We start from the raw sequence: 23,122 nt of genomic DNA, 5'->3' as shown, positions 1-23,122 counted from the left end.
ATCAATTTGCGAAAATAAGAAATTAATTTGCTTTATTAAATTGGCTTTTTGGAGAAAAATGCTTTGAGATATATAAGTAATCAAATAGCTTTTTGTAAAGTAAAAGTAAATGAAGTGCCTTGATTAACAGCACTATTCATACTAATTGTTTGATTGTGTGCTTCGATAATATGTTTTACAATTGCAAGGCCAAGCCCTGTTCCGCCTTCATTTCTTGAACGGCTTTTTTCAATTCTGAAAAATCTTTCGAATATTCTATGATGATATTTTTCGGCTATTCCAATTCCATCGTCCTTAACCTCGACTACCACAACTTTATCCATGTCAAATATTTCAATTTCTGTGTTTCCGTTTGTGTTTCCGTATTTTATCGAATTAATAATCAAATTACTGATAAGCTCAAATATTCCTTTTTTATCAGCAAATACAGAAACCGGCTTTGTAAGTTTGTTGGAGAATTTCAAGGAAATATTTTTTTCAGAAGCCCTCACTTCCTGCATTTCAAAAATCTCTTCAATAACAGAAATTAGGTTGAATCTTTCGAATTTAAGTTTTATCTCGTCCGATTCTATGAAAGAAATTGTAACAAGATCTTCAACAATATTGACCAATCGATTTACACTTTTCTCTGCTCGTTCAAGATATTTCCGATTTATCGATTTGTCTTCAAGTCCGCCATCTAAAAGTGTAAAAATATATCCCTGAATATTAAAAATTGGCGTTTTCAGTTCGTGAGAAACATTACCAAGAAATTCTTTTCTGTATTTTTCATTTGCTTTTAAACTATCTATTTCTTTGGTTTTTAGATGTTCCCACTCTTTTACTTCTTTTTCTACTGCCGAAATAATGTCTCCACTTTCAAGCTTTTCATTGGATAAATAGCTACTATCCTTTATTTTATGAATTATTTTATAAATAGGCTTTATCTTATTTGTAATAAAATCTTTGAATAAAAATAAGAGTAAAACATAGAATAGTATAAAGACAAAAAGTGAAATTAATATCAAATACACCCAAAGAGAAATTTCTAAGAAATGAGAAACACTAACTAATATTAGAAATGCAACGGATATTAAAACAGAAATGAAAATCGATAATTGCTTTGGCGATGAAAACTTCATAATGAATTTGTAATTACAATTTGCTTACAAATATACATTTTCGGCAGATAAAGAAAAGTGAAAAAACTGAAATCAAAAATAAAGTATTGATACCATTTTCTGAGTAAATCAATCCTCATTTTTTGAACCAAAATCATATATCCCTAACTTTCAATTATATACAGAGTTTGAATTTTATCACAAAAAGATTTAATAAAATGCTAACATTAAATTAACATACGTAATTTTCAACTATTTACTTTTGCAAAAAATATTAAATAGTAATTATTATGACGACATTTTACATTATTTTGGTTGTAGTCTTATTTGCACTTGCAATTTCCGATTTGATTGTAGGAGTTAGCAACGATGCGGTAAATTTTTTGAACTCTGCTATTGGGTCTAAATCGGCTCCATTTTGGGTTCTAATGATAGTGGCGAGTCTTGGAATAGTTGTGGGAGCTACATTTTCGAGCGGCATGATGGAAATTGCACGAAAGGGAATTTTCCATCCACAGCATTTTTACTTCTCCGAAATAATGATAATATTTCTTGCAGTCATGATAACTGATGTCATATTATTAGATATGTTCAATACTTTTGGTTTGCCAACTTCAACTACGGTTTCGATTGTTTTCGAACTTCTTGGTGCAGCTGTAGCAGTTTCAATCATCAAAATTACGAACGACCCAAATGCCCTTGAGATTACCGAATATATCAATACAGGTAAAGCTATGGCTATTATTTCCGGCATATTGTTATCTGTTGTTGTGGCATTTTCGGTGGGTGCTATTGTTCAGTATTTTACTAGGTTGATATTCTCTTTTAATTTTAAGAAAAATGTGAAACGATATGGCTCAATTTGGGGAGGCATTGCAATTTCTGCTATTACATATTTCATTTTGATAAAAGGAGCCAAAGGGACTTCTTTCATGACAAGTGAAATGAAAGCCTGGATAAGTGAAAATACCTTATTAATATTACTCTATAGTTTTATTATTTGGACTGTTCTTTTGCAATTATTTTCATGGATTTTCAGCCTAAATGTTTTGAAAACCATCGTCTTAGTTGGAACATTTGCTTTAGCTATGGCATTTGCTGGAAACGACTTAGTAAATTTCATTGGAGTTCCACTTGCAGGATTCGAGTCGTATAAAGCATGGATTGCAGATGCTGGAAATCCTGATACTTTTTCGATGTCCATGCTCACAGGGAAAATTAAAACACCTACAGAATATCTTATAATCGCGGGTTTGATTATGGTAATTACATTGTGGCTATCAAAAAAAGCACGATCGGTTGTAAAAACTTCTCTCGATTTAAGCCGACAAGATGAAGGGGAAGAAAGATTTGGCTCAAGTATTTTCGCACGATCGGTTGTGAGAGGTGGACTAAATTTGAATAAATATGTAACTAAATTGATTCCGGCTACGGTTTCCCAAAAAATTGATAAGCAATTTGACCAATCAAGTTATTTGCAGGAAAAATCAGATGATGATAAAATCTCTTTCGATTTAGTGAGAGCCTCAGTAAATCTTGTGGTAGCAAGTATTTTGATTTCTTTTGCAACATCATTGAAACTTCCATTATCTACAACATATGTAACATTTATGGTTGCAATGGGAACCTCGCTTGCCGATCGTGCCTGGGGCAGAGAAAGTGCAGTTTATAGAGTAACCGGCGTTTTAACCATTATTGGAGGTTGGTTCTTTACTGCATTAATTGCATTTACTGTATCATTTGTTGTTGCACTAATCATCAATTGGGGCGGAATTGTTGCAATTACTTTGTTAATAGCTCTTGCCGCTTTGGTTATTTACAGAACTCATCTAATTCACAGCAAAAAAGAAAGCAAAAAAGAAAAAGAACTTGAAGAAGAAAATATTGTTTATGAAAAAAGTAAAGTATTACAGAAAAGTTCTTCAAAAATTATTTATAATATAAACCAGTTTTCTGACTTATACAACAAAACAATAGTAGGATTGATAAACGAAGACCGCAAGCAACTTCTTAGTGTAAAAAACGAAGTGAATCAATTGAATACGAATGCCAAAAAACTGAAAGACAACATTTTTAAAACACTCAAAAATTTCCGCGACGATTCGATAGAATCCGGACCTTTTTATGTTCAGATTTTGGACTATGTTCGAGAAATGGCACACTGCATGACATTTATATCGAATCCTAGCTTTATGCATATCGACAATAATCATCCCGGATTGGCACAATACCAAATTGATAATCTAATAAAAGTAAAACTTGACTTGAATGAATTTGTTCAAAAAATGCTTAAAATAATTGAAAGCGAAGAATTCTCGGAAGTTGAAACTGCAATTTCAAAACAGCAAGAAATTCTTGAACTTCTTGATGATTATAGAAAAGAACAAATTAATAAAATCAAAAGTGAAGATACAGGAACTAAAAATAGCATGCTATATTTCGGTATTTTGTACGAAACCAAAAACATGCTTCTTTTTGCAATCAATTTACTTAAGGCTTATAGAGATTTCCTATTATTAAGTAAAACTTCAGCAAAGTCATAAAAGAGTTTATTTGTCAAAAAACCAATAATTTGTAATACTCATTTGCAAATTAGTTAATAGTAATTTGTTAGAATTATTTTATAAATTTATCAATTTTTCTGAAGGACAATAGCAAAATATTTGGCAGAAATTTCACCAGCTTCATGGATAAATTGAAATTCTGAAATGAAAGATTGAAGTCAATTATTGACAAATATGCAAATGAACAAGCGAACAATTGGGAGACATAAATTTGCAAAAACTTGTTACAATAAGTGGCAGAATCCCACATTTTTGTCACGTATATGAATTATTATATCCTCACTATTTGGAGAATATTACAAAAAACTGTATCATTGAAAAAAGATTTGGAAGAAAAATTTTACAAGTTTAATTATTGATGTAAAAAATTGCATTTATATTCATGGATGAACTTTTAACACTAAGTGAATTATCTGTTACAATAGCCGGTTTTGCCGCACTTTTTTCGATATTAAATCCTAAAATTGAAAAATGGACGGAACTTGACAAAGTGAATTTGATTCGATTTTACATGATGGTTGAATTAGCATGTATCGTTGCAGTTTTTTGTATCATACCCGTAGTTTTAAAAGGGTATCTTGAGCCGGAAACAACATTTCGCTCTGTTTCTGTGCTGCATTTTTTCACAATGATAGTTTACAATTATGCTGCACTTGTACGTAACAAAAAACATTTACGGAAATTGAACATTGCAGGATTTTCTACAGTTGTCATCAGAATCCTGGCAATTGTAATTATTGTAATAGCCCTCTTAAATGGTTTGGGTACTTTTAAATCGTATTATAGAGAGAGTTACATGTTTAATATGTACTTAATTTTTGTAGTTGATATATACTTTTTCCTACGCCTGCTTTATTTCTCTATTGGAATAAAAAAAGTCAACTAAAAATATAAAAAACAATTCATTGAAAGACTTGACAAATTAATTATTTACAAACAAAAGTGCCCAAAAACTTATGGAAGAACTTTTAACATTAAGTGAATTATCTGTTACAATAGCGGGTTTTGCTGCACTTTTTTCCATATTGAATCCAAAAGTTGAAAAATGGACAGACCTTGACAAAGTGAATTTGGTTCGATTTTACATGATGGTTGAATTAGCATGTATAGTTGCAGTTTTTTGTGTCATTCCAGTTGTCTTAAAAGGATATTTTGATGAAGATACAACCTTTCGGTCTGCTTCGGCTTTGCATTGTTTTGTAATGGTAAGCTATAACATTGCTGCTCTGGTACGAAATAAAAAATATTTTGGAAAATTAAATATTACAAAGATTTCTACTACTATTATTAGAATTTTGGCAGTTGTGATTATTGCCATTTCATTTTTAAACGGAAGTGGAATTTTCGAATCGCATTACAGAGAAAACTATATGTTTAATCTTTACCTAATCTTTTGTGTTGACATTTACTTTTTCCTTCGTCTATTATACTTCACGGTTGGGAAAAGAAATCCTGATCATAGATAAAAACATTTACCATTTGTGCGTTGAACCTATCTTTTAGAATTCATTCAATTTTCAGAAAATTTCCGGAAAAGAAATAACATTATATTCTAATTGAAAAATCTATTTTTGTCTATAATATTGAATTAAAACAATTAGACATGGCAAAAATAATATCGTATAATGTAAACGGAATTAGAGCAGCGGTAAAGAAAGGATTGATAGATTGGGTAAAAACCGAAAATCCCGATATTCTCTGCATTCAGGAAAGCAAAGCACAAATTTCGCAAATACCACAACTTGAATTTGAACAACTTGGCTATAAATGTTTCTGTTTTTCAGCACAAAAAAAGGGATACAGCGGAGTTGCAATCTTTACAAAAACTCAAGCGGATTTTCACGAGTACGGAATGAAAAATCCAAAATATGATAACGAAGGTCGTGTTATCCGCTGCGATTATGGAGATACGACCTTATTAAATATTTATTTTCCTTCCGGTTCAAGCGGAGATATTCGGCAGAAATTTAAAATGGAGTTTCTCGACGATATTTACAATTACATCAACGAACTTAAAACCACAAGGCCAAATCTTATTGTATGCGGCGATTTTAACATTTGCCATACAGAAATCGATATTCACAACCCAAAAAGACAACAAAAAACTTCCGGATTTTTGCCTGAAGAACGAGCATGGCTTAGCAAATTTCTTGGAAACGGATTTCTCGACAGTTTCAGATTATTTAATTCAGAGCCTCACAATTATTCGTGGTGGAGCTATCGCGCCGCTGCCAGACAGAAAAATCTTGGTTGGAGAATCGATTATTTTATGCTTTCTGAAACAATTAAAGATAGAATAAAATCGGCTTCAATTTTGCCTCAGGTTTTTCATTCAGACCATTGTCCGGTTAGTGTTGAAATTGAAATTGGAAATTAGAAATTGGGGATTTGGGATTTTAGTGGGCTTCGGAAATAATGCTTAATTTATTTGACTTAGATATTTTGCTAATTTTCAGATTTTCAATAATCTAAAGATATAGAAATTTACAATTATTAAGATTTTTAGTTTCGAATTTCCAATTTCTTTCCATAATCACGTACAACTATTTACAATAGCAAATTGTCAATTGGTAAAGCTGAAAAATGCTAAAGGAAAAAGAATTAATAAAAGGATGTTTAAAAAATGACGAAAAAGCTTTAGATGAATTATACAAACGCTTTTCATCTAAATTATTTGGTATTTGTCTGCGATATGCCAAAAACAAAATGGAAGCAGAAGATCTTTTACACGATGGGTTTATACGAGTACTCGACAATTTGAAGCACTTTAGATTCGAAGGAGTTTTCGAGGGTTGGCTAAGGCGAATTATGGTTACCACAGCAATAAATTTTTATAAGAAAAATAAACGCCACTCAGACGATTACGATTTAGAAAATTTTGGCGACAGTTTGATTTTCGAAAACGAAATAATCTCGAAAATATCGACAAACGAGCTAATGCAAATTGTTCAAAGCATGCCTCAAGGATACAAAATGGTGTTCAATCTTTTTGCAATTGAAGGATACAAACATCGTGAAATTGCCGAAATAATGAATATTTCTGAGAGTACTTCGAAAACACAATTTGCAAAGGCAAGAAAACACCTTCAAGTAAAAATCTTGGAAGAACTAAAGATTGCCAACAAGCAATAATATTGATTTGAAAAATGGAAGACATTACTGAAAATAGATTTGAAAAAACGATTAGAGACAAATTCGAGAATTATTCTCCTGAAGCTCCCAATCGTGTTTTAGACAAAATAAAGGCTACAAGAGGAATAAAGCCTAAGGCTGGTTTTGTTTCAAAATATCGGTTTTTAATCTTAGGAATTTCCGCAATAGCTATAGTTTCTTCGATGTTTTTTTATAGCAATTTTTCTGAGGAAAATAAAATTACAAATTCAAGACCATTGAAAAACCAAAATGTTGCAGTGGAAAATAGAATATATGAACCAAATATTAAATCTACTATATCGAAAAAACCGGATACTGAAAAATCTCCTACTCAAACTTCTGAAAACCAGAAAAAAACAAAACTTCTGAAAACCTCTGCCGGAGAAAATGAAATAATTTGCGGGCAAGATTTTCAGTTGAATGCAATTCTTACAAATAAAAATTCCAAAGCAATTTGGACTTGTAGTTCAAAAAATATACAATTCAATTCAGACAAATATAAAAATGCAAATAGCGACCCAAATGCAAAAATTCAGGCAAACTCATATGGTGTTTATCAATTTATTTGGACTGAAAACCTGAATGAAAAATCTGTTTCTGCAAAAGTTGAAATTGAATTTGTAGAAATTCCTGAAGTTCAAAAAATTGAATCGCAGGAAATTTGCGGACTTGAAATTACGCTTAATTCTCAAGGCAAATCCGGATTTTGGAAATTCCCCGAAAACATTGTAGCTCAAAATCATACCAGCACGAAAACAAAATTCAGTTCAGCAGAATTTGGCAAAAAAGAAATCATTTGGACTGAAACGAATTCTGCTTGCAGTACAGAAAATCCTGTGATAATTGATTTTTTGGATATTCCTAATTCCGAATTTATTATAGTCGAAAAAATAAAATGCTTTGGTGGAATTGCAAAAATTTTGATAAAAGACCCAAAGATACGAAACTACTCATGGGACTTTGACGATGGCATCCTTACGGGAAATAGACTTAGCGACATTTTTAAAGATACAATTAGTTTGTTTTGGGAAAATAGCAACGAACACACTATTTCTTTAACTACGAAAAACCAAAATGGTTGTAGTTCATCCAATTCTAAAAAACTGACTGAGCCACCAAAACTAAAAGCCGATTTCGAGATTTCTAATTACGAAAAAACAATTCCAACAATTGTATATTTTAGAAATAAATCAACTATAAACGGAGAGGCTATTTCGGGTAACTGGAAAATTAATTATGAATGGAAGTTTGGAGACGGAAATTATTCCAACAATAAAAATCCTGAAAATTTATATTTGAATGCAGGAAAATATATTGTGAAACTAAAAATATCAGACAACGCAGGTTGTACCGATTCGCTTGAAATAAGTGAAATTATTGCAGGAAATGGCAAAATTGCAGAAGTTTCAAACATTTTCACACCAAATGGTGATGGCAAAAATGATGTATTTTCAGTAAAAACAAACTCAATTTCCGGCTTTCGTTGTATAATTCTTAACAAAAGAAGTGAAAAAATATATGAATGGGCAGATACAAATAAAGGTTGGGATGGAAATATTTACGATGGTACGCCAGCCTCAAACGGAATGTACTATTACATAATTTCTGGCAAAGACCTAAATGATAATCCAATTGAAATTCCTGGAATTGTTTATTTGGTCCGGGAGTAGTTAATAAAATGAATACTACTGATGGTATCCAGTAATCATACCTTTATAAAGCGAACCTGGTTTTTTACCCATAGTACATAAATATACATGTACAATAAGGAACAATGAACATATAAATCCCAATGTTGCATGTAAGATTGCTGTCAATAATATGCCGTTCAATCCTAAGAAGTTCATAGGTATTAATTCCGGATAAAATAATCCTATTCCCGAAATTATTAAAACAGGATAGAATATATACATAACCAATACATATGCTAGCCGTTGTAAAGGATTAAACTTCCTTTCCAAACTAACAGGATATGGGCATGACTCTCCTTTAAATATTCCAAATAAATAATATTTCGACTGATTTGTAAGTCTTGTAGCCAGAGATTTTAACTTTATATTATAATAATCACCATTTCGGGTGAAACGATTTACAACAATAAAAAAAGTAGTCAGAATAATTACAGCAATACCTGAAAAATTATGTAGTGTAACTGATAATTCAAAAGGTAATATTGTGAAATCAATATTTGAATATTGCATGCTCAAACCTGATATTGTAAGTGTAATAAACGACAAAGCATTAAACCAATGCCATATCCTGATCCATACAGGATATAAATATATTTTTTCATCTGCCATGATTTCTTATTTTTTTGATGTAAAAACCCTTAAAATTACATGTAATAAAATTCCTCCGAGTGTAAAAATAAAAATCAGGATACTTACCTTATTTAGTGACAGATTTCTATTTGCACCGATCACATAAGAATCAGTTAGAATAACAGCATTCATAAAACCGTTCTGCATTCTATTCTCTTTTAATCTAAACTTATAAAGACTGGCCATCAAATGCGAATTTTGTTGATGGCATTCAACACAATTTTTTACTGCTTTATCCTTTCCCTGTATCTCATGTGCAATCAATGTAGTATCACTTACTTTTGTATGACAATCAATACATCTTACACTTTCGAAATGCGCAACTTGATTTGGAAGCCACTGATGATTGCTTATTATATCCATTGTTTTATGATCTGAAATCAGTTCAAACCTGTCAACATTAGTATGACAGCTAAGGCAAACATTATTGTTATATTTAACTATTTCTTTTACATTCTTATCATTCCTGGCATGTAGTATATAACCATGTGGATTATGGCATTTCCAGCAGCTAAAATCATCATTATAAGTGGTATGATGTATACTGGCCATATATTCATCAGCAATTCCTTCAAAATTAAATTGAATATAATCTTCATCACCTTCATGGCAATCCATACATGTATATGGAGGTTCAAACCTGACATCTAACGAATGAGGAAAGTCGTAAAATTCGTCTGAATGGCAATCAATACACTTAAATTCACGATGAACAGCTAAGGAATCATAATACAATTCCTTGTTAATTATGTGGTGCATTTGTTTCTTAAAAACCAAGGAAGAATCACTGTTGTACATGTTAAACTTTGGCTCCCCATGGCATTTAAGGCATCCTTCGTTTTCAATAACATAGTCAGGCACTTCTGTCGAAGTTTCAGCATCTTGGGCAACTGCAACTAATGCACCTAACACAAATATAATTAGGATGTGTTTATAAAGAAAGATTCTCATACTTAACACTAGTTTAGATTTTAATAATAAAAGAGAAATGGAGTTGCAAAACCATGCAACTCCATTTGATAAGACAGTTTTTAATTACTTCTCAAAAGTTCTCATATAATTAATGATATTCCACATATCATTTTCATCAGGAATATCTTTTTCATAATTGGGCATTTCATCCCTGCCAAATAATGACTTATAAAATATCGATCCATCAGCTTGCCCTTTCAGGTCTTTAGAAAAGTTACCTGGGAAAGTATCAAGTTTTTTTGCTTTAGGGCCATCACCCAGTCCCTTATTACCGTGGCATGACTTGCAATTTTTATTGTAAAGCATTTTCCCAACTTTAAGATCAGCATCCCCTTTTGTAGGATTTTCCATTTTCTGATATTTAGTCGGAACTTTCCACTCTTTCGGTTTTTCCTGTAATACAATAAAAGATTGCATCACAACAAACAAAGCCAGTACAAAAGTACTCACTAACATAATTCTAAGTTTAGATTTCATAATTACCTCCATTAATTAAAGTTTAATAATATTTATATAGCATTAAGCATCTTTCTTTAACTTAAATAACTGACCAATTGTATAAATGTAATGCCCCCAAACTCCTGAAAGCATGATCATTAGCGTAATCATCATCCATTTAGGAGCTATCTCTGTCCACAGAGCACGATGGTCTTCAGAATAGGTATTAATTTTTTCAATACCCCACTTTACTGAAGATATTTTCTCTACATTTCCAAAAACGGAATGGTCTTCAATTCTTGCTACTACTGTAACTTTTCCGATTGTATCTCCAGGTAGTTCTGTAGGAAATTCCAACAAAGCCTTTCCTTCTTCCAAATAGCCACTGCCAATTGGTAATCGGGTAAACATGCGGGGCACATAAAAAAATACATCTTCGTCATTAATTTCTTCAATTCCTCCACTCTTGTTCAGCTTATACGCTTTTGCAACTATATACTTCTTTCCTTCTATTTCATCAAAACTTAAATCCAAGGAAATATCAATATAGCTAATCTCGCTTTCACTACCTTCAAATTTCTCGTTTCCATCAAATACAGCTTTAATATAAAAATAGCCATCATAATTTAAAGGAAATTTATAATCAGGAGCAATTCGAAGAACTGCTGTACCAGTCATATCTGTATATACCTCAGCAATTTTAACTGGTTCATCTTCATTTGTATAAAAACTTACAGGTACATTCGATACAGCTTCAGTATCTTCTTCTCCATCAAATGTAAACACTACAGTAAACTGCATGTTTCCGTCACTTTGCTTTAGATAAGACATATCTGAATATATTTCAAGTATTTCAACTTCCTCAGCCTCTGTCTCAGCTACCATAACAATTGTTGTAAAAAAACACAGAATAAAGAACAATTGTGATATATAATATTGATTTCTCATTTTTTCTTTTTTTTGCTTATTCACGCATTAATCCACGCTCATTTTCTTCGGCAAGCTCCGATATAGAAACTATTGGAACCAGTTTAGTTGCCAGCATAAATAACATACAAAATACCGCAACTCCGGCCATTGTTAATGACCATTCCACCCATGTAGATGAATAAGTTAGCCATTCAGACCTTGTATCCTGAATTGGAATGTAAGGAGTTTCAAGTGTTGGCACCACAATTAGAAAACGGTTAACCCAAAGTGCAATTACAGTTATTACTGCACTAATAGTAATATTACGTATGTTGCGAAAGCGACGGAAACCAACTACAACTATAGGTACTAAAACTCCTACATAATTTGCTAATATAAACAACCCATAGTAGTTTGTAAAAAGAGCATCAATTAATTTTTTGTCCATTTTTACTGAACCGTACCATTTGGTCAGATAATCGCTAAAAGTAAAATATCCGTAAAATGCACCAACAATAAGCAACAGAGTGCCAATATTAACGAAGTGTTTCAGGGTTATATACTCTTCTAAGTGATAAATTTCACGATATATCCACATAATTATAATTAACAGCCCTGTCCCTGAATAAACTGCTGCAATAACGAAATAAGGTCCGAAAATAGTACTATGCCAGCCTGGCTGAAGTGTAACACCAAAAATCCAGGCTAATACCGAATATACAATAATTGCAATTGCAATGATCATAGCAGCCATTATATTTTTAGATCTTTTTATGCGTGCTTTTTGTATGATAGTACCTTTATAGCCTAAAGAAAGAATTCTATAAATCTTCTTTCTCCATGGTTTAACATTCAGGTTTTTATAATCTCTAAGATAAGCAAAATCTTCAATAAATGACAAATAGAGAAATATAAAACACCCGATAATATCTGTAGAAATAGCAATTACGTCCCAGGTAATAGGAGACTGAATTCGAGGATAAATAATCAGATAATGTAACCTATCGAGACGTCCGATACAAAAGAGGATAAATACCGGACCAATCACCAGTGAAATAACTGTAATTAGTTCTGACATCCTTATAATTGGTTTTCTCCATTCTGATTTAAACAAATGTAAAACACCGGAAATGAGTGCTCCAGCATAACTTAATCCCATGAAGAAAATGAAATTAACTATATAAACTCCCCAAACTACATGATCGCGCATACCAGTAACAATATGGCCTTCGGTAATTTGAGTAACAAGTCCATATATTCCAAAAGCAAAAATCAATATGCAAATTAGGAAAATAAAGTACCATGATTTAGATGTGTTCTCAAGCTCAGGTGTAAACTCCTTCAATAACTGATCAACTTTCGAATTATTCATTGTCTTTTTGTTTGTTCATATACTGAGTATTTGAATACCTTTCCTTTACTTCCGGCTCAAGACCTTTAAAACCTCTTTCAACCGGGAATTTACGATTTACCGGAGGCAGATAATAAACTGAGGGTTGAGTACCTAATTCTTCAAGATACCTATAGCCACTTTTGTCTTTTAGTAATGTACTTAAACGTATAGTATCTGAGCCGTTTGTAACCGTATCTTCAAGTACATCTCCGAAATAAATAACACCCATAGGACATGCAGTAACGCAACGTGGCAATTTATTATTTCTGAGATTATCGGCACAAAAAACACATTTCCCAACTGTACCTTCAACAGGAGGAAAATTTGTTTCCGGCGAGTAAGGCCCTATTTCTTCTTTTGTTTTTTCTTCAACATGTGGCTCAGTCCAATTGAATACACGTGCTGAATATGGACATCCTGTCATACAGAACTTGCATCCTATACACCTTTGATTATCTACAAGCACAATTCCGTCGCTTCGTTTGTATGTTGCACCCACAGGGCAAACACTAACACACAAAGGACTGTCGCAATGAAAACAAGGACGAGGAAACCAATATGGTGCAGTAGCTTCAGAATCCTGTAAAAGATATAATTTTATCCACTCATGATCCTTGGGTAAATGATGGCCTTCTTGGCAGGCATCAACACATTTTCTGGCATTTTTGCACCTTGCCAGATCTATTACCATTACAAATTTCCTATTAGGCAATCCTTCTTTCGCTTCTTCACCAAGAGCAGGTTTTACAGTTTTATAACTTATTGAAGATTCATCAGCTTCAACCAGCTTACCTTCCGCTGTTAACAATTTAACTTTCTTCCCTGTTTTTTTTTCTATTTCTGAATCTGAAGCCAGCAATTCTCTGCTGCCTAATCCTGTTGCTAAACCTGCACCAATTCCAATTCCAATTTTAAGGAATTTCCTTCTTGACGATTCATTAGCTTTCTGCTTTTTGTTCATATTAAAACCTATTAGTTTGTTCTGTTCCAAAAAATTTAATTCATCAAAACCTGACTATGATATTGAAACCTAACAACCATCCTTCATCAGTCATATCATTTTGATTAAAAACAAAATTTTTCTGATTGATGATATTATCATATTGTGCTGCAAAAATCTGAAAAATATGCGTGCTGGTACTAACTTCCAGTCCAAAACCAAGGTTAGGTTTTGCCGGATATTCTTCAGTTCCCTTAATATCAAATGGATAATCATATTCGAAAATAAATGACAAATCATTAAGGAAATTGTATCGACCACCAAACGTCAAACCGGCTTTATCATTTCCTATTCCATTAGTTGTAGCAGTATCAACCATATTGAAATGTGAGTATGAGCCTGCAAGCAATATGGATATTTTATCTGTAACTTTTCTTGATACAATTAATTCATTAAAATAGCTAAACCGATTTGTGAAAGAATAGGTAGCACCGAAAAAAGTTTCATCCCTGCCATCAATTACCGCATTACCGAAGTATGTTATATCAACAGGAATCCGGCCAGATTTGGTTTGTTTCAAAAGCTTGACTTTCCAATTAAGTTCCTGCATTTTATTGTTCTTTTCAGTACCAAAACCCACGGTCAGCCAATCGCTTATACCATAATTCAGACCAAGCCTGATATTCGAGGGTGCATATATTCCATACAGGTCAGACATGCCATTTCCAAATGTTCCGAAACGGTGATGAATAATGAGTTGCAATGTTTTTGGATTTTGCATTAATGGTGTTTGATTATCTATCAATAATTCACCGTTCCAAGCAAAGCGTACAGGTTTATCATCCACAGGTTTTTTCTTTGGTTTTTCACCTTGGGCAAATGTTGATACAGAAAATAATATACTTAAAATCAACAAAATACTTATACTGTTAGCTATTTTTTTTTTCATTTCTAATAGATTTTAATTAAAGCTTATTTAATTATCCAGTGCACCTTCTTCAATCCATTGTAGAATTAATGCTCTGTCAGGTGGCGAAACGTCGTTTGCTGTACCATGTCCTTCATTTATTTTCATAACAATTATACTTTCCGAAGGATTGTCTACATCAACTAAATTTCCACTGCTGATGCTGTTGTATGAATTTCCAATTGTCAAATCAGGCGATACTGCACCGCTGTGGCAACTAGTGCATGATGCGTTTTCGAAAATAGGAGCTATTTGTTCTGAAAAACTAACTGGATCGGTTTGCTGAAGGTCCATTGGTTGAACAGTTTCATATTCGCAAGAATACAAAGCAAAGCAAATTATTGCATAAACAAATCCATTGATTAAATAATTTTTTTTCATAATAAATTTCAATTGATTATTACATTATTTATACAGGTTTATATCTACATATTTATTATTTGAAAATCCTTAAAAGGATACAAAATTTTTGCTTTAAAAATACATAGACAAGGATTTTACTCCTTGCCAATGCAAAATTATCTATGTATGTTAAAACATTTATACTGTAATCCAAAAATATACAGTTGCCATAGATTAATTAAATACTTCAATTGAATTTTGTAGAGCAGCCATTGAATATGCGGTATTGTGAATTCCGAAACTGCCGTCTTCTGCTCCAAGAGCTACCCAGTTGAACAGAGCACCAGCTTTGTTATGAGTAGTAACTTCACCTGAAATAGCTTCGTACATTTCATCCTCTTCAACCCACTCTATCAATCCTTCTGCTAATAATAAGCTTGTTAAGGTATCATATATTGTATGATAATCAGTTTGAACACCTCGGTAATCAAAATCATCATCAAAATCGGTATGACATACAGCACATGCGTCCTCGCTTGCTTCAAAAGTATGATTTCCTTCGTTTGTATGACAAGTTACACAACCGTTGTCGATAGTACTAGCATGTACTGAGTTGGTATAAGCTACAGAACCTGGAATTTCGAATAATCCAGCACCAACGTAAACATTAGTTTGAGGTCCGTGGTGTGGGCCAAAATGACTTGCTATTGTAAGGTCGCCAGTTCCATCAATTTCTATTCCGTATTCACGAAGTCTGGATTGGTGACAGTTAACACAAAGATTACCGGTTCCTATATTAACTTCAACTCCAACACTATATTCTCCACTAAGTGTAACCGCCTCAACAGTATTAATAGCATAATCATCCATTGTGAATGCTTGGTGAATAGGATGGCATGTTCTACATCCAACAGGGGTTGGAAAAGCAGCACCTGTTACTTCCTCGCCAGCAATAAGTTGCATAAAACCTTCATGAGCATGACATTCTGCACAACTTGAGCTTGAACCTCTTGCATAAGAATCTCCGCTACCATGCCCAGATTCTGTCCACTGTAAAATTTTGGTTTTCAGGTCCATTGTTTCGTTGTGGCATGTAAGACAGTTTGCAGTACCATCCTCACCATCCATTCCAGCTTGTCCAGCTGGTCCATCATCTCCAGTACAGCCTACAATGTATAAGCTAAAAAATGTAATAGCTAAAAAACTGAAGAAATAATAACTTTTAAACTTTTTCATAATCTAATTTTTAGTTAATAATAATTTAAAATCAATATACTCTACCTGCATTTATAGTGCAGTTTTTATTAAACAAAACGATGTCAATGTTAATCATAAAAACCTCATGAAGCAAGAAAATTAGTTGACAATTATCACATTAATAATGATAATAATATGTGTATTACATATTTTATTTTGTAATATTAATATTTTTTATCATATTTTTGTTGATATATATCAATGAGAATAAATTATTATATATATTTGTACTTAAAATTTATAAATTATTAATGTTGTAATGAACTAATAAAATGAGACACCATATAAGGTTTTTTAATTTTTTTGAATATTACATCCTTAACTATTACATTATTGTATGGAAGATATGATTTCAACTAATTGCATAGATTGTGATCTGAAATGTGATATTTTCAAGCATCTATCTGAAAATGAACTTAATTTGGTTAATAAAAATAGATTTGAAACTAATTATCGGGCAGGAGATACAATTATAAAACAAGGTTCGCCAATTTCATATGTTGCATTTTTAGTAAGCGGCTTTGCAAAAATCTACATTGAAGGAAATAGTGGGAAAGAATTAGTCCATGCAATTTCAAAACCTGTAACAATGTTAAACGGACCGGGTCTGTATTACGGAGAAGTTTCACGCTACTCTGTTTCAGCTCTTTCTAATATGAAGGTATGTTATATCAACAAAAACGATTTTAAATCCTTGGTTTTCAACAATCGTGATTTTTCGGACGGATTTATAAAAGAGTTCTCAAGAAGAGCAACCAATACCTTGAATCGTTTTTACGAACTATCGCAAAAAAAAGCCATTGGCAGAGTAGCAGATGGTCTGTTGTATTTATCGAGAACTATCTTTAAAGAAAAATCGTTTGATGCATTATTGTCGAGGCAGGAACTGGCAGATTTCACTGTTACTTCAAAAGCTTGTATGATAAGAATTCTAAAAACATTTAAAGATGATGGAATAATTAAATCTAATGGCAATGAATTTGAGATATTAGATATAGATATGCTTGAAAAAGTAAGCCGTTTTGGATAACTCTGTGCAAATAATAAGATTTTTTCACATAGTACATTTTTCCTCTTCATAATTAAATTCAGTTTAAATAGTTATTCCTTTAGTTGTTTCAATCGAAACAATTCCGATAGCTATTGGACTCGTTACTTTTTTATCATTAAAAAATTAAAGAAAAAACAATATTATATCAACAATTGGAATTCCTGGAGTAAAGTTCATTTTAAAAGAGTTTTAACCAATAGAATTGGTAGATTTACAAACCATTGAAATTAGCATTTTTTGCAATTTTGAAAGTGCGAAACTTGAATTAACTAACTTATTAAACTGTGTATATAAATTCTGCGATCTTATCATGACTATAAATGAAAAGCTCTCTTTAAAATAGATCGGCAAATTTGTATTTTCAAAAAAGACCCTGCGATTGATAAATAATGCCCTCCTCGCAGGTTCTTTTTTTCATTAACTAATTAACAAACTATTGCTCAAATTTCATATTTAAATTTGGCTTAACAGCATGAGCAATTGCTGCATTATTAAAAATAGCTAAACCAAAAGCTATTTCTTCTTCAATATTAAATACTACATCGTCCTCATCGCCTGTGTCTAATTTTCGAGTGAATTCGCAAACCCAGCCAGTTCCTGTATGGATTGCACGAATATCAATATCAGCTCGGCCCAAAGTGAATGCTCTTGTTGTAACACTTGGGAAACGTTTTACACCAGTTCCTTGTTCATATCCACCTGTTGAAGGATCTATTGTACCACCATCATAAGTTAATACACCAAAGTTATCAACGGCAGTTACCATTTTTGCCGTTCCATCGTCTATATCATCTTGGCTAATCCAGTAGTAATCAGTTTTATCAGGTATAATATACAATGGTACACTTACGTCAGCAACACCATTATTTAAAGTTTGTGAATTTCCAGAATATCCACCTTGTCCGGTTCCATCTCCATGTCTTCCATTTGCAGAAGATCCGGTAGGATCAGCATAGTTCATCATTTGATCATCAACCTGTCCAAGATACGTTCCTCTTACACGTTTCCAATGCCACATATCAATTTTTTCACCATCAACAAGAGTATAATGTCTTGTATGTTTGTCTTTTGGATTCTCCAGAGTCAAATTTTGATGACAGACTGCATAGCAAGTTGAAGCATTGAAACCAGATACTTCACCAATAGGGAATAAAAATGCAAATTTATCTTCGTAAAATTTGTCATTATCGTGGTTAGCATATTTATGTTCACCTTTCCACAAATTATCATCAGCATCGAAATACCAAGATTGTCTGTCTTTACTATCATCAGCATCTTCCCATTCTAATAAAAAATAAATGTCAGTTCCTGAATAGCCTGCACGCATTGTATAGTCATAAGTTTCTCCTGTATATGGATCAAACAATCCTAGATCTTCCTCAATACCTTCACCATCGCCATTCAAATAAGTTCCTCTTGCTGCTAAGTTTGGAACTTCAGTAGTTCCAACCAATTTTTGAGCTTCAGCCCACATATCATCTACAGTACCATCTAAGGTTGGAGCTTCAGAAAACTTTTTCACAAGAAGTTCTGTTGAACTTTCACCCGGATCAACTACTGGGTCATCATCATCATCAGAGCAGCTTGTTATAAACAATGAGGCACTCAAAAAAAGAATGGTTGTTAAAAACACATAATACTTTTTCATACTTAATAATTTAGTTTATTAAAAATTTAATTGCATGCCTGCATTCAAATAATATGCCTACAAAAGATAAAAAAAATAGAGCAATGGCATGATAAGCTCAATGTTTCGGTATGAAAGGAAAAAATAATTTATTCTTTTATATTATTTTTTTTTACGGAATTAAAAGAAACAAAAAAGCGACTAAATTTCGTCGATATTGACGAGTTTTTGTCGCTCAAATATTCCAATTTAAGGGTACTGAAAATAGAATTCTATTCACACTGTACAATTTCCAAAACAGTTCAAAATTAAAAACTTCAAAAGGGAAAATTACAAATCAAATTTAGTTATCTTCGATTTAAGTGTTGATGCAGGAAGCCCTAATAAATCTGCAGCTTTCGATTTGTTCCAACGAGATTTGTCTAATGCACTGAGAATAGCACTTTTTTCAACTTCTTCAAGAATATCATTTAATGACTTTTCGTTGAAAGTGAAATAAGTGGGCTTGAATCCCGGAAATTTAATTTCATATGGAATTATACTATCATCAATTTTATTTTCCATACTTAAAAGTGTCAAACGTTCGGCTAGATTACGTAATTCTCTCACATTACCCGGAAAAGGATACTTTTTCAAAACCTCAAACACTTCGTTATCAATTTGTTTCTCACTATCGTTAGAAAAAATGGAAACAAAATGCTTTGTCAATTTAACAATATCGCCGGGTCTTTCACGTAATGGTGGCAAGTTTATTGGAAAAACATTCAATCTATAGAATAAGTCTTCTCTGAATTCCCCATCATCAACCATTTTTCTAAGGTCCCTTTTTGTTGATGCAATAAGCCTAATATCAATTTTTATAATCTTATTCCCTCCTACCCTTTCAATTTCTCTTTCTTCAAGAGCCCTTAATAGCTTGACTTGCAAATCTAAAGGAACATCATCAATATCATCGAGATAGAGTACTCCTCCATTTGCTATTTCAAATTTTCCAGCCTTATCGGCAATAGCACCGGTAAATGCACCTTTTTCATGCCCGAAAAGCTCCGACTCAAATATTTCTCGGCTTAAAATAGCACAACTTACCTTTATCAATGGCTTTTTGCTTCTATCACTATTATAATGAATAATATTTGTAAGCAATTCCTTTCCTGTTCCGGTTTCGCCAACGAGCAGCACACTTGTTGATTTTTGTGCAACTATCTTAACCAAATTAAAAACATCTAAAATATGTTGGCTGGCTCCGATAAATGATGAAAAATCGTAGTCGCGCTTCAACTTTATTTTTAGTGTTCTATTCTCATCTTTTACCTGTTTAAGCTCATTGATATGTTCTAAAATCATGAGCATTTTTTTATTGTCGAAAGGCTTTTCTATATAATCGTAGGCTCCAAGTTTCATTGCATCAATAGCTGTAGAAACTGTGGAATATGCAGTCATTAAAACTACATAGATATTTTGATTATATTTTTTTATTCTTTTCAGAAATTCTATACCATTAACCTCTGGCATGTTTAGGTCGGTTATGACAATGTCTGGCAACACATTTTGCATTTGCATGAGTGCTGAATTAGCGTTTGCAAACTCGTAAACTTCAAAGCCGAAATCTCGTAATTCGTCGGCAAGAGAAACTCTTATAATTCGTTCATCATCTACAACATATATCTTCATAAATTAATTAATTTGAATGACTATTCAATTCAATTACAAATTCAGTGCCCAAGCCTACTGTGCTCCTAAATCGAATTTCTCCGCCATGTTCTTTTATCAGATTGAAAGTTACAGACAAACCCAAGCCAGTACCTTTTCCTACACTTTTTGAGGTATAAAACGGATCAAAAATTTTCTTTTGAATATCTTTAGGGATTCCATTGCCATTATCCATAACATGCACAAAACATTTGTCGGAAATATTTTTGATTTCTATTTCAATTTTCCCATCAATAGATGGATCTTTCTCCTTTCTTTCAGTAATAGCATCTACACTATTAAATATTAAATTAACAAATACTTGTTCTAAGTGGTTAGAACTTCCTTTAACAAAATTTTCTTTGTCTGATACTATCTTTATAGGAATATTGCTAGTTTGTAATTTAAATTTTGTAAGTAGAATGGCTTTTTCAATAATCAAATTTAAATTTACTTTTTCGAGCACAATTTCTTGCTTTCGACTAAAGCTCAATAAGTGCTTCACTACTTTTTCTATTTTTTCAATAGCTTCATTTATAAGTACAATATATTTGGCATTTTGCTCAATATTCTTTGGGTTTTTAATGATTCTGTTAATACAGTTTTTTATTCCTGAAATTGGATTATTTATTTCGTGAGCAACACCGGCCGAAAGAGTTCCAAGAGAAGCAAGTTTCTCTGCCTGAATCAATGCTATTTCTGTTTCTTTTATCTCTAAATAACTATTTTTCAATCGGATAAGCATTTCAGAAAATTTTTCGACTAACATATCTAATTCATCATCAATTGTATAATTGAATGGAATTTTTACTTTAGATAATTGAATATTGTAATCTTCCGAATCTATATGTCCCAAATCAATTACCTGAGCTTTTTGACTAATTTTTTTTATTGGAGAAGTTATTATATATGAAAAGAAAAATGCTCCTAATAGTCCAAAAACGAAAAATGAAATTATCATGATAAGCAATTTGTTCGATGCTTTTATCATTTCTTGCTGAATGTGTTCTTCGGCTATTCCAATTCTTACAACTCCTACCTCGCCATTTAAGATTGGATAAGCAATATCTCGAATTACCGGATATTTATAATTTTGAGTTTTTATAACCTTTATATTATACTCGCCCGATTTCAATGAATTTATTTTTAGCAAACTTCCCGGAATTTTTGTGCCATACGATTGTGCGACTAATTCTCCAGAATTATTTAAAATAAAAATATAAGATATGCTTGGATCGCTCTGTGTAATATCATCAAATATTTTATACAAGCTCAATCTGTCATCGTAAACAATTGGTGTTAAAGCCTTTTCAGAAACAATTCTGGCTAACACCTTGCATCGTTTGTCTATTTCTTTTTCGAATGAAGTATAGACAGAAGACCACAACAGATATATGTTGGTTGATCCAAAAACAACAATTATGAGGGTCGATATTATAGCAAATTTCCAAAAAAGTGGAATGCTAATTACTTTTTTCTGACGAAGCATTTTCAATATATTCTTTTAATTGAAAAACACTATTATATATAGAATCGTCAACTGTAACATATCTATTAATATTAAGCTTTTCCAAAATTGCATTTCCTATACTATCTTTGTGCATATCAAGAAAAACCTGCTGATATCTATCGAAACAGCTATTTGTAATCGATTTTGGGCTTACTATGGGCGGCATTCCAAATTCCTCAGATTTTTCAATTATCATAATATTTTTTACTCTATCGGGATTATGAGATGAGAGATAATCAAAAATCAAACCATGAACAGATGCTCCATCTATAATCCCACGATTTACCATTTGAATTGAAATATCATGTCCATATGTGAAAATTGTCTTCTGAAAAAAACTTTCTTCCTTTTTCTTTAGCTCAAATAGTTTCTTTTTTGGGTACAGTCTGCCTGTGTTCGATAGCGGATCAGTAAAAGCAAAACTTTTGCCCTCGAAATCTTTGAACTTTTCAATTTTAGAATCTTTGTGAGCAATTATATAGGCATTGTAAAAGGTTTTATTCTCAATTTCAGGTGCAACTAACAGTCTGATTTCACTCTTTTTGTATTCTTCGACATAGGCACCCGAACAAATAAATGCAAAATCTACTTCAGAATTTTCTAAAAGAGAATTTACTTCTTCGTATGTTTTTTTTTGCTTTATATAGATTGGAAATCCAACTTTTTTTGAGATATATTTCATTAAATCGCTATAGTAGATATGTGTTTCTTTTGGCGATGTCATCGATGCTATTGCGATATAAACAGATTTTGAACCTATGACAGTTGTATCTGACTCTGTGGCATTTACTTCGGAAAAATCTACAGTATTTTTTTTATTACTATTCGTACAAGATATTCCAAAAATCATCAGTACTATATATAAACTCCATTTCATAATTTTTCATTT

General features: G+C 32.2%; 21 protein-coding genes. 7 read left to right on the top strand and 14 right to left on the bottom strand.

Annotated elements, in window-relative coordinates:
- Positions 1 to 80 precede the first annotated feature (80 nt).
- On the bottom strand, positions 81 to 1,121 hold the full coding sequence (locus HN894_14050) for a sensor histidine kinase (protein ID MBT7144447.1): 1,041 nt from the start codon (positions 1,119 to 1,121) through the stop codon (positions 81 to 83).
- 269 nt (positions 1,122 to 1,390) lie between these two features.
- Here HN894_14050 and HN894_14045 point away from each other — a divergent pair, with 269 nt between their 5' ends.
- The 6 genes from HN894_14045 (at position 1,391) to HN894_14020 (ending at position 8,487) form a co-directional block, all read left to right on the top strand.
- The gene (locus HN894_14045) at positions 1,391 to 3,643 is read left to right on the top strand and encodes an inorganic phosphate transporter (GenBank protein ID MBT7144446.1); all 2,253 of its coding nucleotides are present in this window, start codon (positions 1,391 to 1,393) and stop codon (positions 3,641 to 3,643) included.
- 403 nt (positions 3,644 to 4,046) lie between these two features.
- On the top strand, positions 4,047 to 4,550 hold the full coding sequence (locus HN894_14040) for a hypothetical protein (protein MBT7144445.1): 504 nt from the start codon (positions 4,047 to 4,049) through the stop codon (positions 4,548 to 4,550).
- A 70-nt stretch (positions 4,551 to 4,620) separates the two neighbouring features.
- Complete coding sequence (locus HN894_14035) at positions 4,621 to 5,130, top strand: hypothetical protein (protein MBT7144444.1); 510 nt, start codon at positions 4,621 to 4,623, stop codon at positions 5,128 to 5,130.
- A gap of 137 nt (positions 5,131 to 5,267) precedes the next feature.
- The gene (gene xth, locus HN894_14030) at positions 5,268 to 6,041 is read left to right on the top strand and encodes an exodeoxyribonuclease III (protein MBT7144443.1); all 774 of its coding nucleotides are present in this window, start codon (positions 5,268 to 5,270) and stop codon (positions 6,039 to 6,041) included.
- Between the two features lie 206 nt (positions 6,042 to 6,247).
- Positions 6,248 to 6,796, top strand: coding sequence for a sigma-70 family RNA polymerase sigma factor (locus HN894_14025; protein MBT7144442.1), 549 nt, complete (start codon positions 6,248 to 6,250; stop codon positions 6,794 to 6,796).
- 14 nt (positions 6,797 to 6,810) lie between these two features.
- Positions 6,811 to 8,487 carry a hypothetical protein gene (locus tag HN894_14020; GenBank protein ID MBT7144441.1) on the top strand — a complete coding sequence of 559 codons (1,677 nt, stop codon included), beginning with the start codon at positions 6,811 to 6,813 and terminating at the stop codon, positions 8,485 to 8,487.
- A 15-nt stretch (positions 8,488 to 8,502) separates the two neighbouring features.
- On the opposite strand, the gene HN894_14015 is transcribed toward HN894_14020, so the two are convergent.
- From HN894_14015 to HN894_13975, 9 genes are all read right to left on the bottom strand, one after another.
- Positions 8,503 to 9,117: a cytochrome B gene (locus HN894_14015; protein MBT7144440.1), complete on the bottom strand. Its 615-nt coding sequence runs from the start codon at positions 9,115 to 9,117 to the stop codon at positions 8,503 to 8,505.
- Positions 9,118 to 9,123: 6 nt separating this feature from the next.
- Positions 9,124 to 10,089: a hypothetical protein gene (locus HN894_14010; protein MBT7144439.1), complete on the bottom strand. Its 966-nt coding sequence runs from the start codon at positions 10,087 to 10,089 to the stop codon at positions 9,124 to 9,126.
- An 84-nt stretch (positions 10,090 to 10,173) separates the two neighbouring features.
- Positions 10,174 to 10,527, bottom strand: coding sequence for a cytochrome c (locus HN894_14005; GenBank protein ID MBT7144438.1), 354 nt, complete (start codon positions 10,525 to 10,527; stop codon positions 10,174 to 10,176).
- Between the two features lie 102 nt (positions 10,528 to 10,629).
- Complete coding sequence (locus HN894_14000) at positions 10,630 to 11,433, bottom strand: hypothetical protein (GenBank protein ID MBT7144437.1); 804 nt, start codon at positions 11,431 to 11,433, stop codon at positions 10,630 to 10,632.
- Positions 11,434 to 11,512: 79 nt separating this feature from the next.
- Positions 11,513 to 12,829 (bottom strand): polysulfide reductase NrfD, encoded by a 1,317-nt coding sequence (gene nrfD / locus HN894_13995; GenBank protein ID MBT7144436.1) that lies wholly within the window; start codon positions 12,827 to 12,829, stop codon positions 11,513 to 11,515.
- Positions 12,822 to 13,811, bottom strand: coding sequence for a 4Fe-4S dicluster domain-containing protein (locus HN894_13990; GenBank protein MBT7144435.1), 990 nt, complete (start codon positions 13,809 to 13,811; stop codon positions 12,822 to 12,824). Before HN894_13990 ends, nrfD begins: the two co-directional genes overlap by 8 nt.
- A gap of 43 nt (positions 13,812 to 13,854) precedes the next feature.
- Positions 13,855 to 14,739, bottom strand: a complete 885-nt coding sequence (locus tag HN894_13985; protein MBT7144434.1) for a hypothetical protein — start codon at positions 14,737 to 14,739, stop codon at positions 13,855 to 13,857.
- A gap of 27 nt (positions 14,740 to 14,766) precedes the next feature.
- Entirely contained in the window at positions 14,767 to 15,138 is a 372-nt protein-coding gene (locus tag HN894_13980; protein ID MBT7144433.1) for a hypothetical protein, read from the bottom strand.
- Positions 15,139 to 15,333: 195 nt separating this feature from the next.
- A complete protein-coding gene (locus HN894_13975) occupies positions 15,334 to 16,335 on the bottom strand; it encodes a hypothetical protein (protein ID MBT7144432.1) in 1,002 nt (333 codons plus the stop codon).
- A 358-nt stretch (positions 16,336 to 16,693) separates the two neighbouring features.
- Here HN894_13975 and HN894_13970 point away from each other — a divergent pair, with 358 nt between their 5' ends.
- Positions 16,694 to 17,386, top strand: a complete 693-nt coding sequence (locus tag HN894_13970; protein MBT7144431.1) for a Crp/Fnr family transcriptional regulator — start codon at positions 16,694 to 16,696, stop codon at positions 17,384 to 17,386.
- 454 nt (positions 17,387 to 17,840) lie between these two features.
- On the opposite strand, the gene HN894_13965 is transcribed toward HN894_13970, so the two are convergent.
- The 4 genes from HN894_13965 to phnD all read right to left on the bottom strand — a co-directional run bounded on the left by HN894_13965 (position 17,841) and on the right by phnD (position 23,110).
- Complete coding sequence (locus HN894_13965; GenBank protein ID MBT7144430.1) at positions 17,841 to 19,055, bottom strand: hypothetical protein; 1,215 nt, start codon at positions 19,053 to 19,055, stop codon at positions 17,841 to 17,843.
- Between the two features lie 309 nt (positions 19,056 to 19,364).
- On the bottom strand, positions 19,365 to 20,705 hold the full coding sequence (locus tag HN894_13960; protein ID MBT7144429.1) for a sigma-54-dependent Fis family transcriptional regulator: 1,341 nt from the start codon (positions 20,703 to 20,705) through the stop codon (positions 19,365 to 19,367).
- 7 nt (positions 20,706 to 20,712) lie between these two features.
- Entirely contained in the window at positions 20,713 to 22,212 is a 1,500-nt protein-coding gene (locus HN894_13955) for a two-component sensor histidine kinase (GenBank protein MBT7144428.1), read from the bottom strand.
- The gene (phnD, locus tag HN894_13950; protein MBT7144427.1) at positions 22,187 to 23,110 is read right to left on the bottom strand and encodes a phosphate/phosphite/phosphonate ABC transporter substrate-binding protein; all 924 of its coding nucleotides are present in this window, start codon (positions 23,108 to 23,110) and stop codon (positions 22,187 to 22,189) included. Before phnD ends, HN894_13955 begins: the two co-directional genes overlap by 26 nt.
- Positions 23,111 to 23,122: the final 12 nt, after the last annotated feature.

The organism is Bacteroidota bacterium (assembly GCA_018692315.1).
Taxonomy (GTDB): domain Bacteria; phylum Bacteroidota; class Bacteroidia; order Bacteroidales; family JABHKC01; genus JABHKC01.
This window is presented reverse-complemented; position numbering and strand designations above follow the sequence as displayed.

Coding starts and splice junctions, on each gene's coding strand:
- HN894_13955 (MBT7144428.1), bottom strand. CDS start 22,212: ATGCTTCGTCAGAAAAAAGTAATTAGCATTCCACTTTTTTGGAAATTT.
- HN894_13980 (MBT7144433.1), bottom strand. CDS start 15,138: ATGAAAAAAAATTATTTAATCAATGGATTTGTTTATGCAATAATTTGC.
- HN894_14025 (MBT7144442.1), top strand. CDS start 6,248: ATGCTAAAGGAAAAAGAATTAATAAAAGGATGTTTAAAAAATGACGAA.
- HN894_14015 (MBT7144440.1), bottom strand. CDS start 9,117: ATGGCAGATGAAAAAATATATTTATATCCTGTATGGATCAGGATATGG.
- HN894_14045 (MBT7144446.1), top strand. CDS start 1,391: ATGACGACATTTTACATTATTTTGGTTGTAGTCTTATTTGCACTTGCA.
- HN894_13985 (MBT7144434.1), bottom strand. CDS start 14,739: ATGAAAAAAAAAATAGCTAACAGTATAAGTATTTTGTTGATTTTAAGT.
- HN894_13975 (MBT7144432.1), bottom strand. CDS start 16,335: ATGAAAAAGTTTAAAAGTTATTATTTCTTCAGTTTTTTAGCTATTACA.
- HN894_13970 (MBT7144431.1), top strand. CDS start 16,694: ATGGAAGATATGATTTCAACTAATTGCATAGATTGTGATCTGAAATGT.
- HN894_13990 (MBT7144435.1), bottom strand. CDS start 13,811: ATGAACAAAAAGCAGAAAGCTAATGAATCGTCAAGAAGGAAATTCCTT.
- phnD (MBT7144427.1), bottom strand. CDS start 23,110: ATGAAATGGAGTTTATATATAGTACTGATGATTTTTGGAATATCTTGT.
- nrfD (MBT7144436.1), bottom strand. CDS start 12,829: ATGAATAATTCGAAAGTTGATCAGTTATTGAAGGAGTTTACACCTGAG.
- HN894_14050 (MBT7144447.1), bottom strand. CDS start 1,121: ATGAAGTTTTCATCGCCAAAGCAATTATCGATTTTCATTTCTGTTTTA.
- HN894_14035 (MBT7144444.1), top strand. CDS start 4,621: ATGGAAGAACTTTTAACATTAAGTGAATTATCTGTTACAATAGCGGGT.
- HN894_14010 (MBT7144439.1), bottom strand. CDS start 10,089: ATGAGAATCTTTCTTTATAAACACATCCTAATTATATTTGTGTTAGGT.
- HN894_13960 (MBT7144429.1), bottom strand. CDS start 20,705: ATGAAGATATATGTTGTAGATGATGAACGAATTATAAGAGTTTCTCTT.
- HN894_14000 (MBT7144437.1), bottom strand. CDS start 11,433: ATGGTAGCTGAGACAGAGGCTGAGGAAGTTGAAATACTTGAAATATAT.
- HN894_14020 (MBT7144441.1), top strand. CDS start 6,811: ATGGAAGACATTACTGAAAATAGATTTGAAAAAACGATTAGAGACAAA.
- HN894_13965 (MBT7144430.1), bottom strand. CDS start 19,055: ATGAAAAAGTATTATGTGTTTTTAACAACCATTCTTTTTTTGAGTGCC.
- HN894_14005 (MBT7144438.1), bottom strand. CDS start 10,527: ATGCAATCTTTTATTGTATTACAGGAAAAACCGAAAGAGTGGAAAGTT.
- xth (MBT7144443.1), top strand. CDS start 5,268: ATGGCAAAAATAATATCGTATAATGTAAACGGAATTAGAGCAGCGGTA.
- HN894_14040 (MBT7144445.1), top strand. CDS start 4,047: ATGGATGAACTTTTAACACTAAGTGAATTATCTGTTACAATAGCCGGT.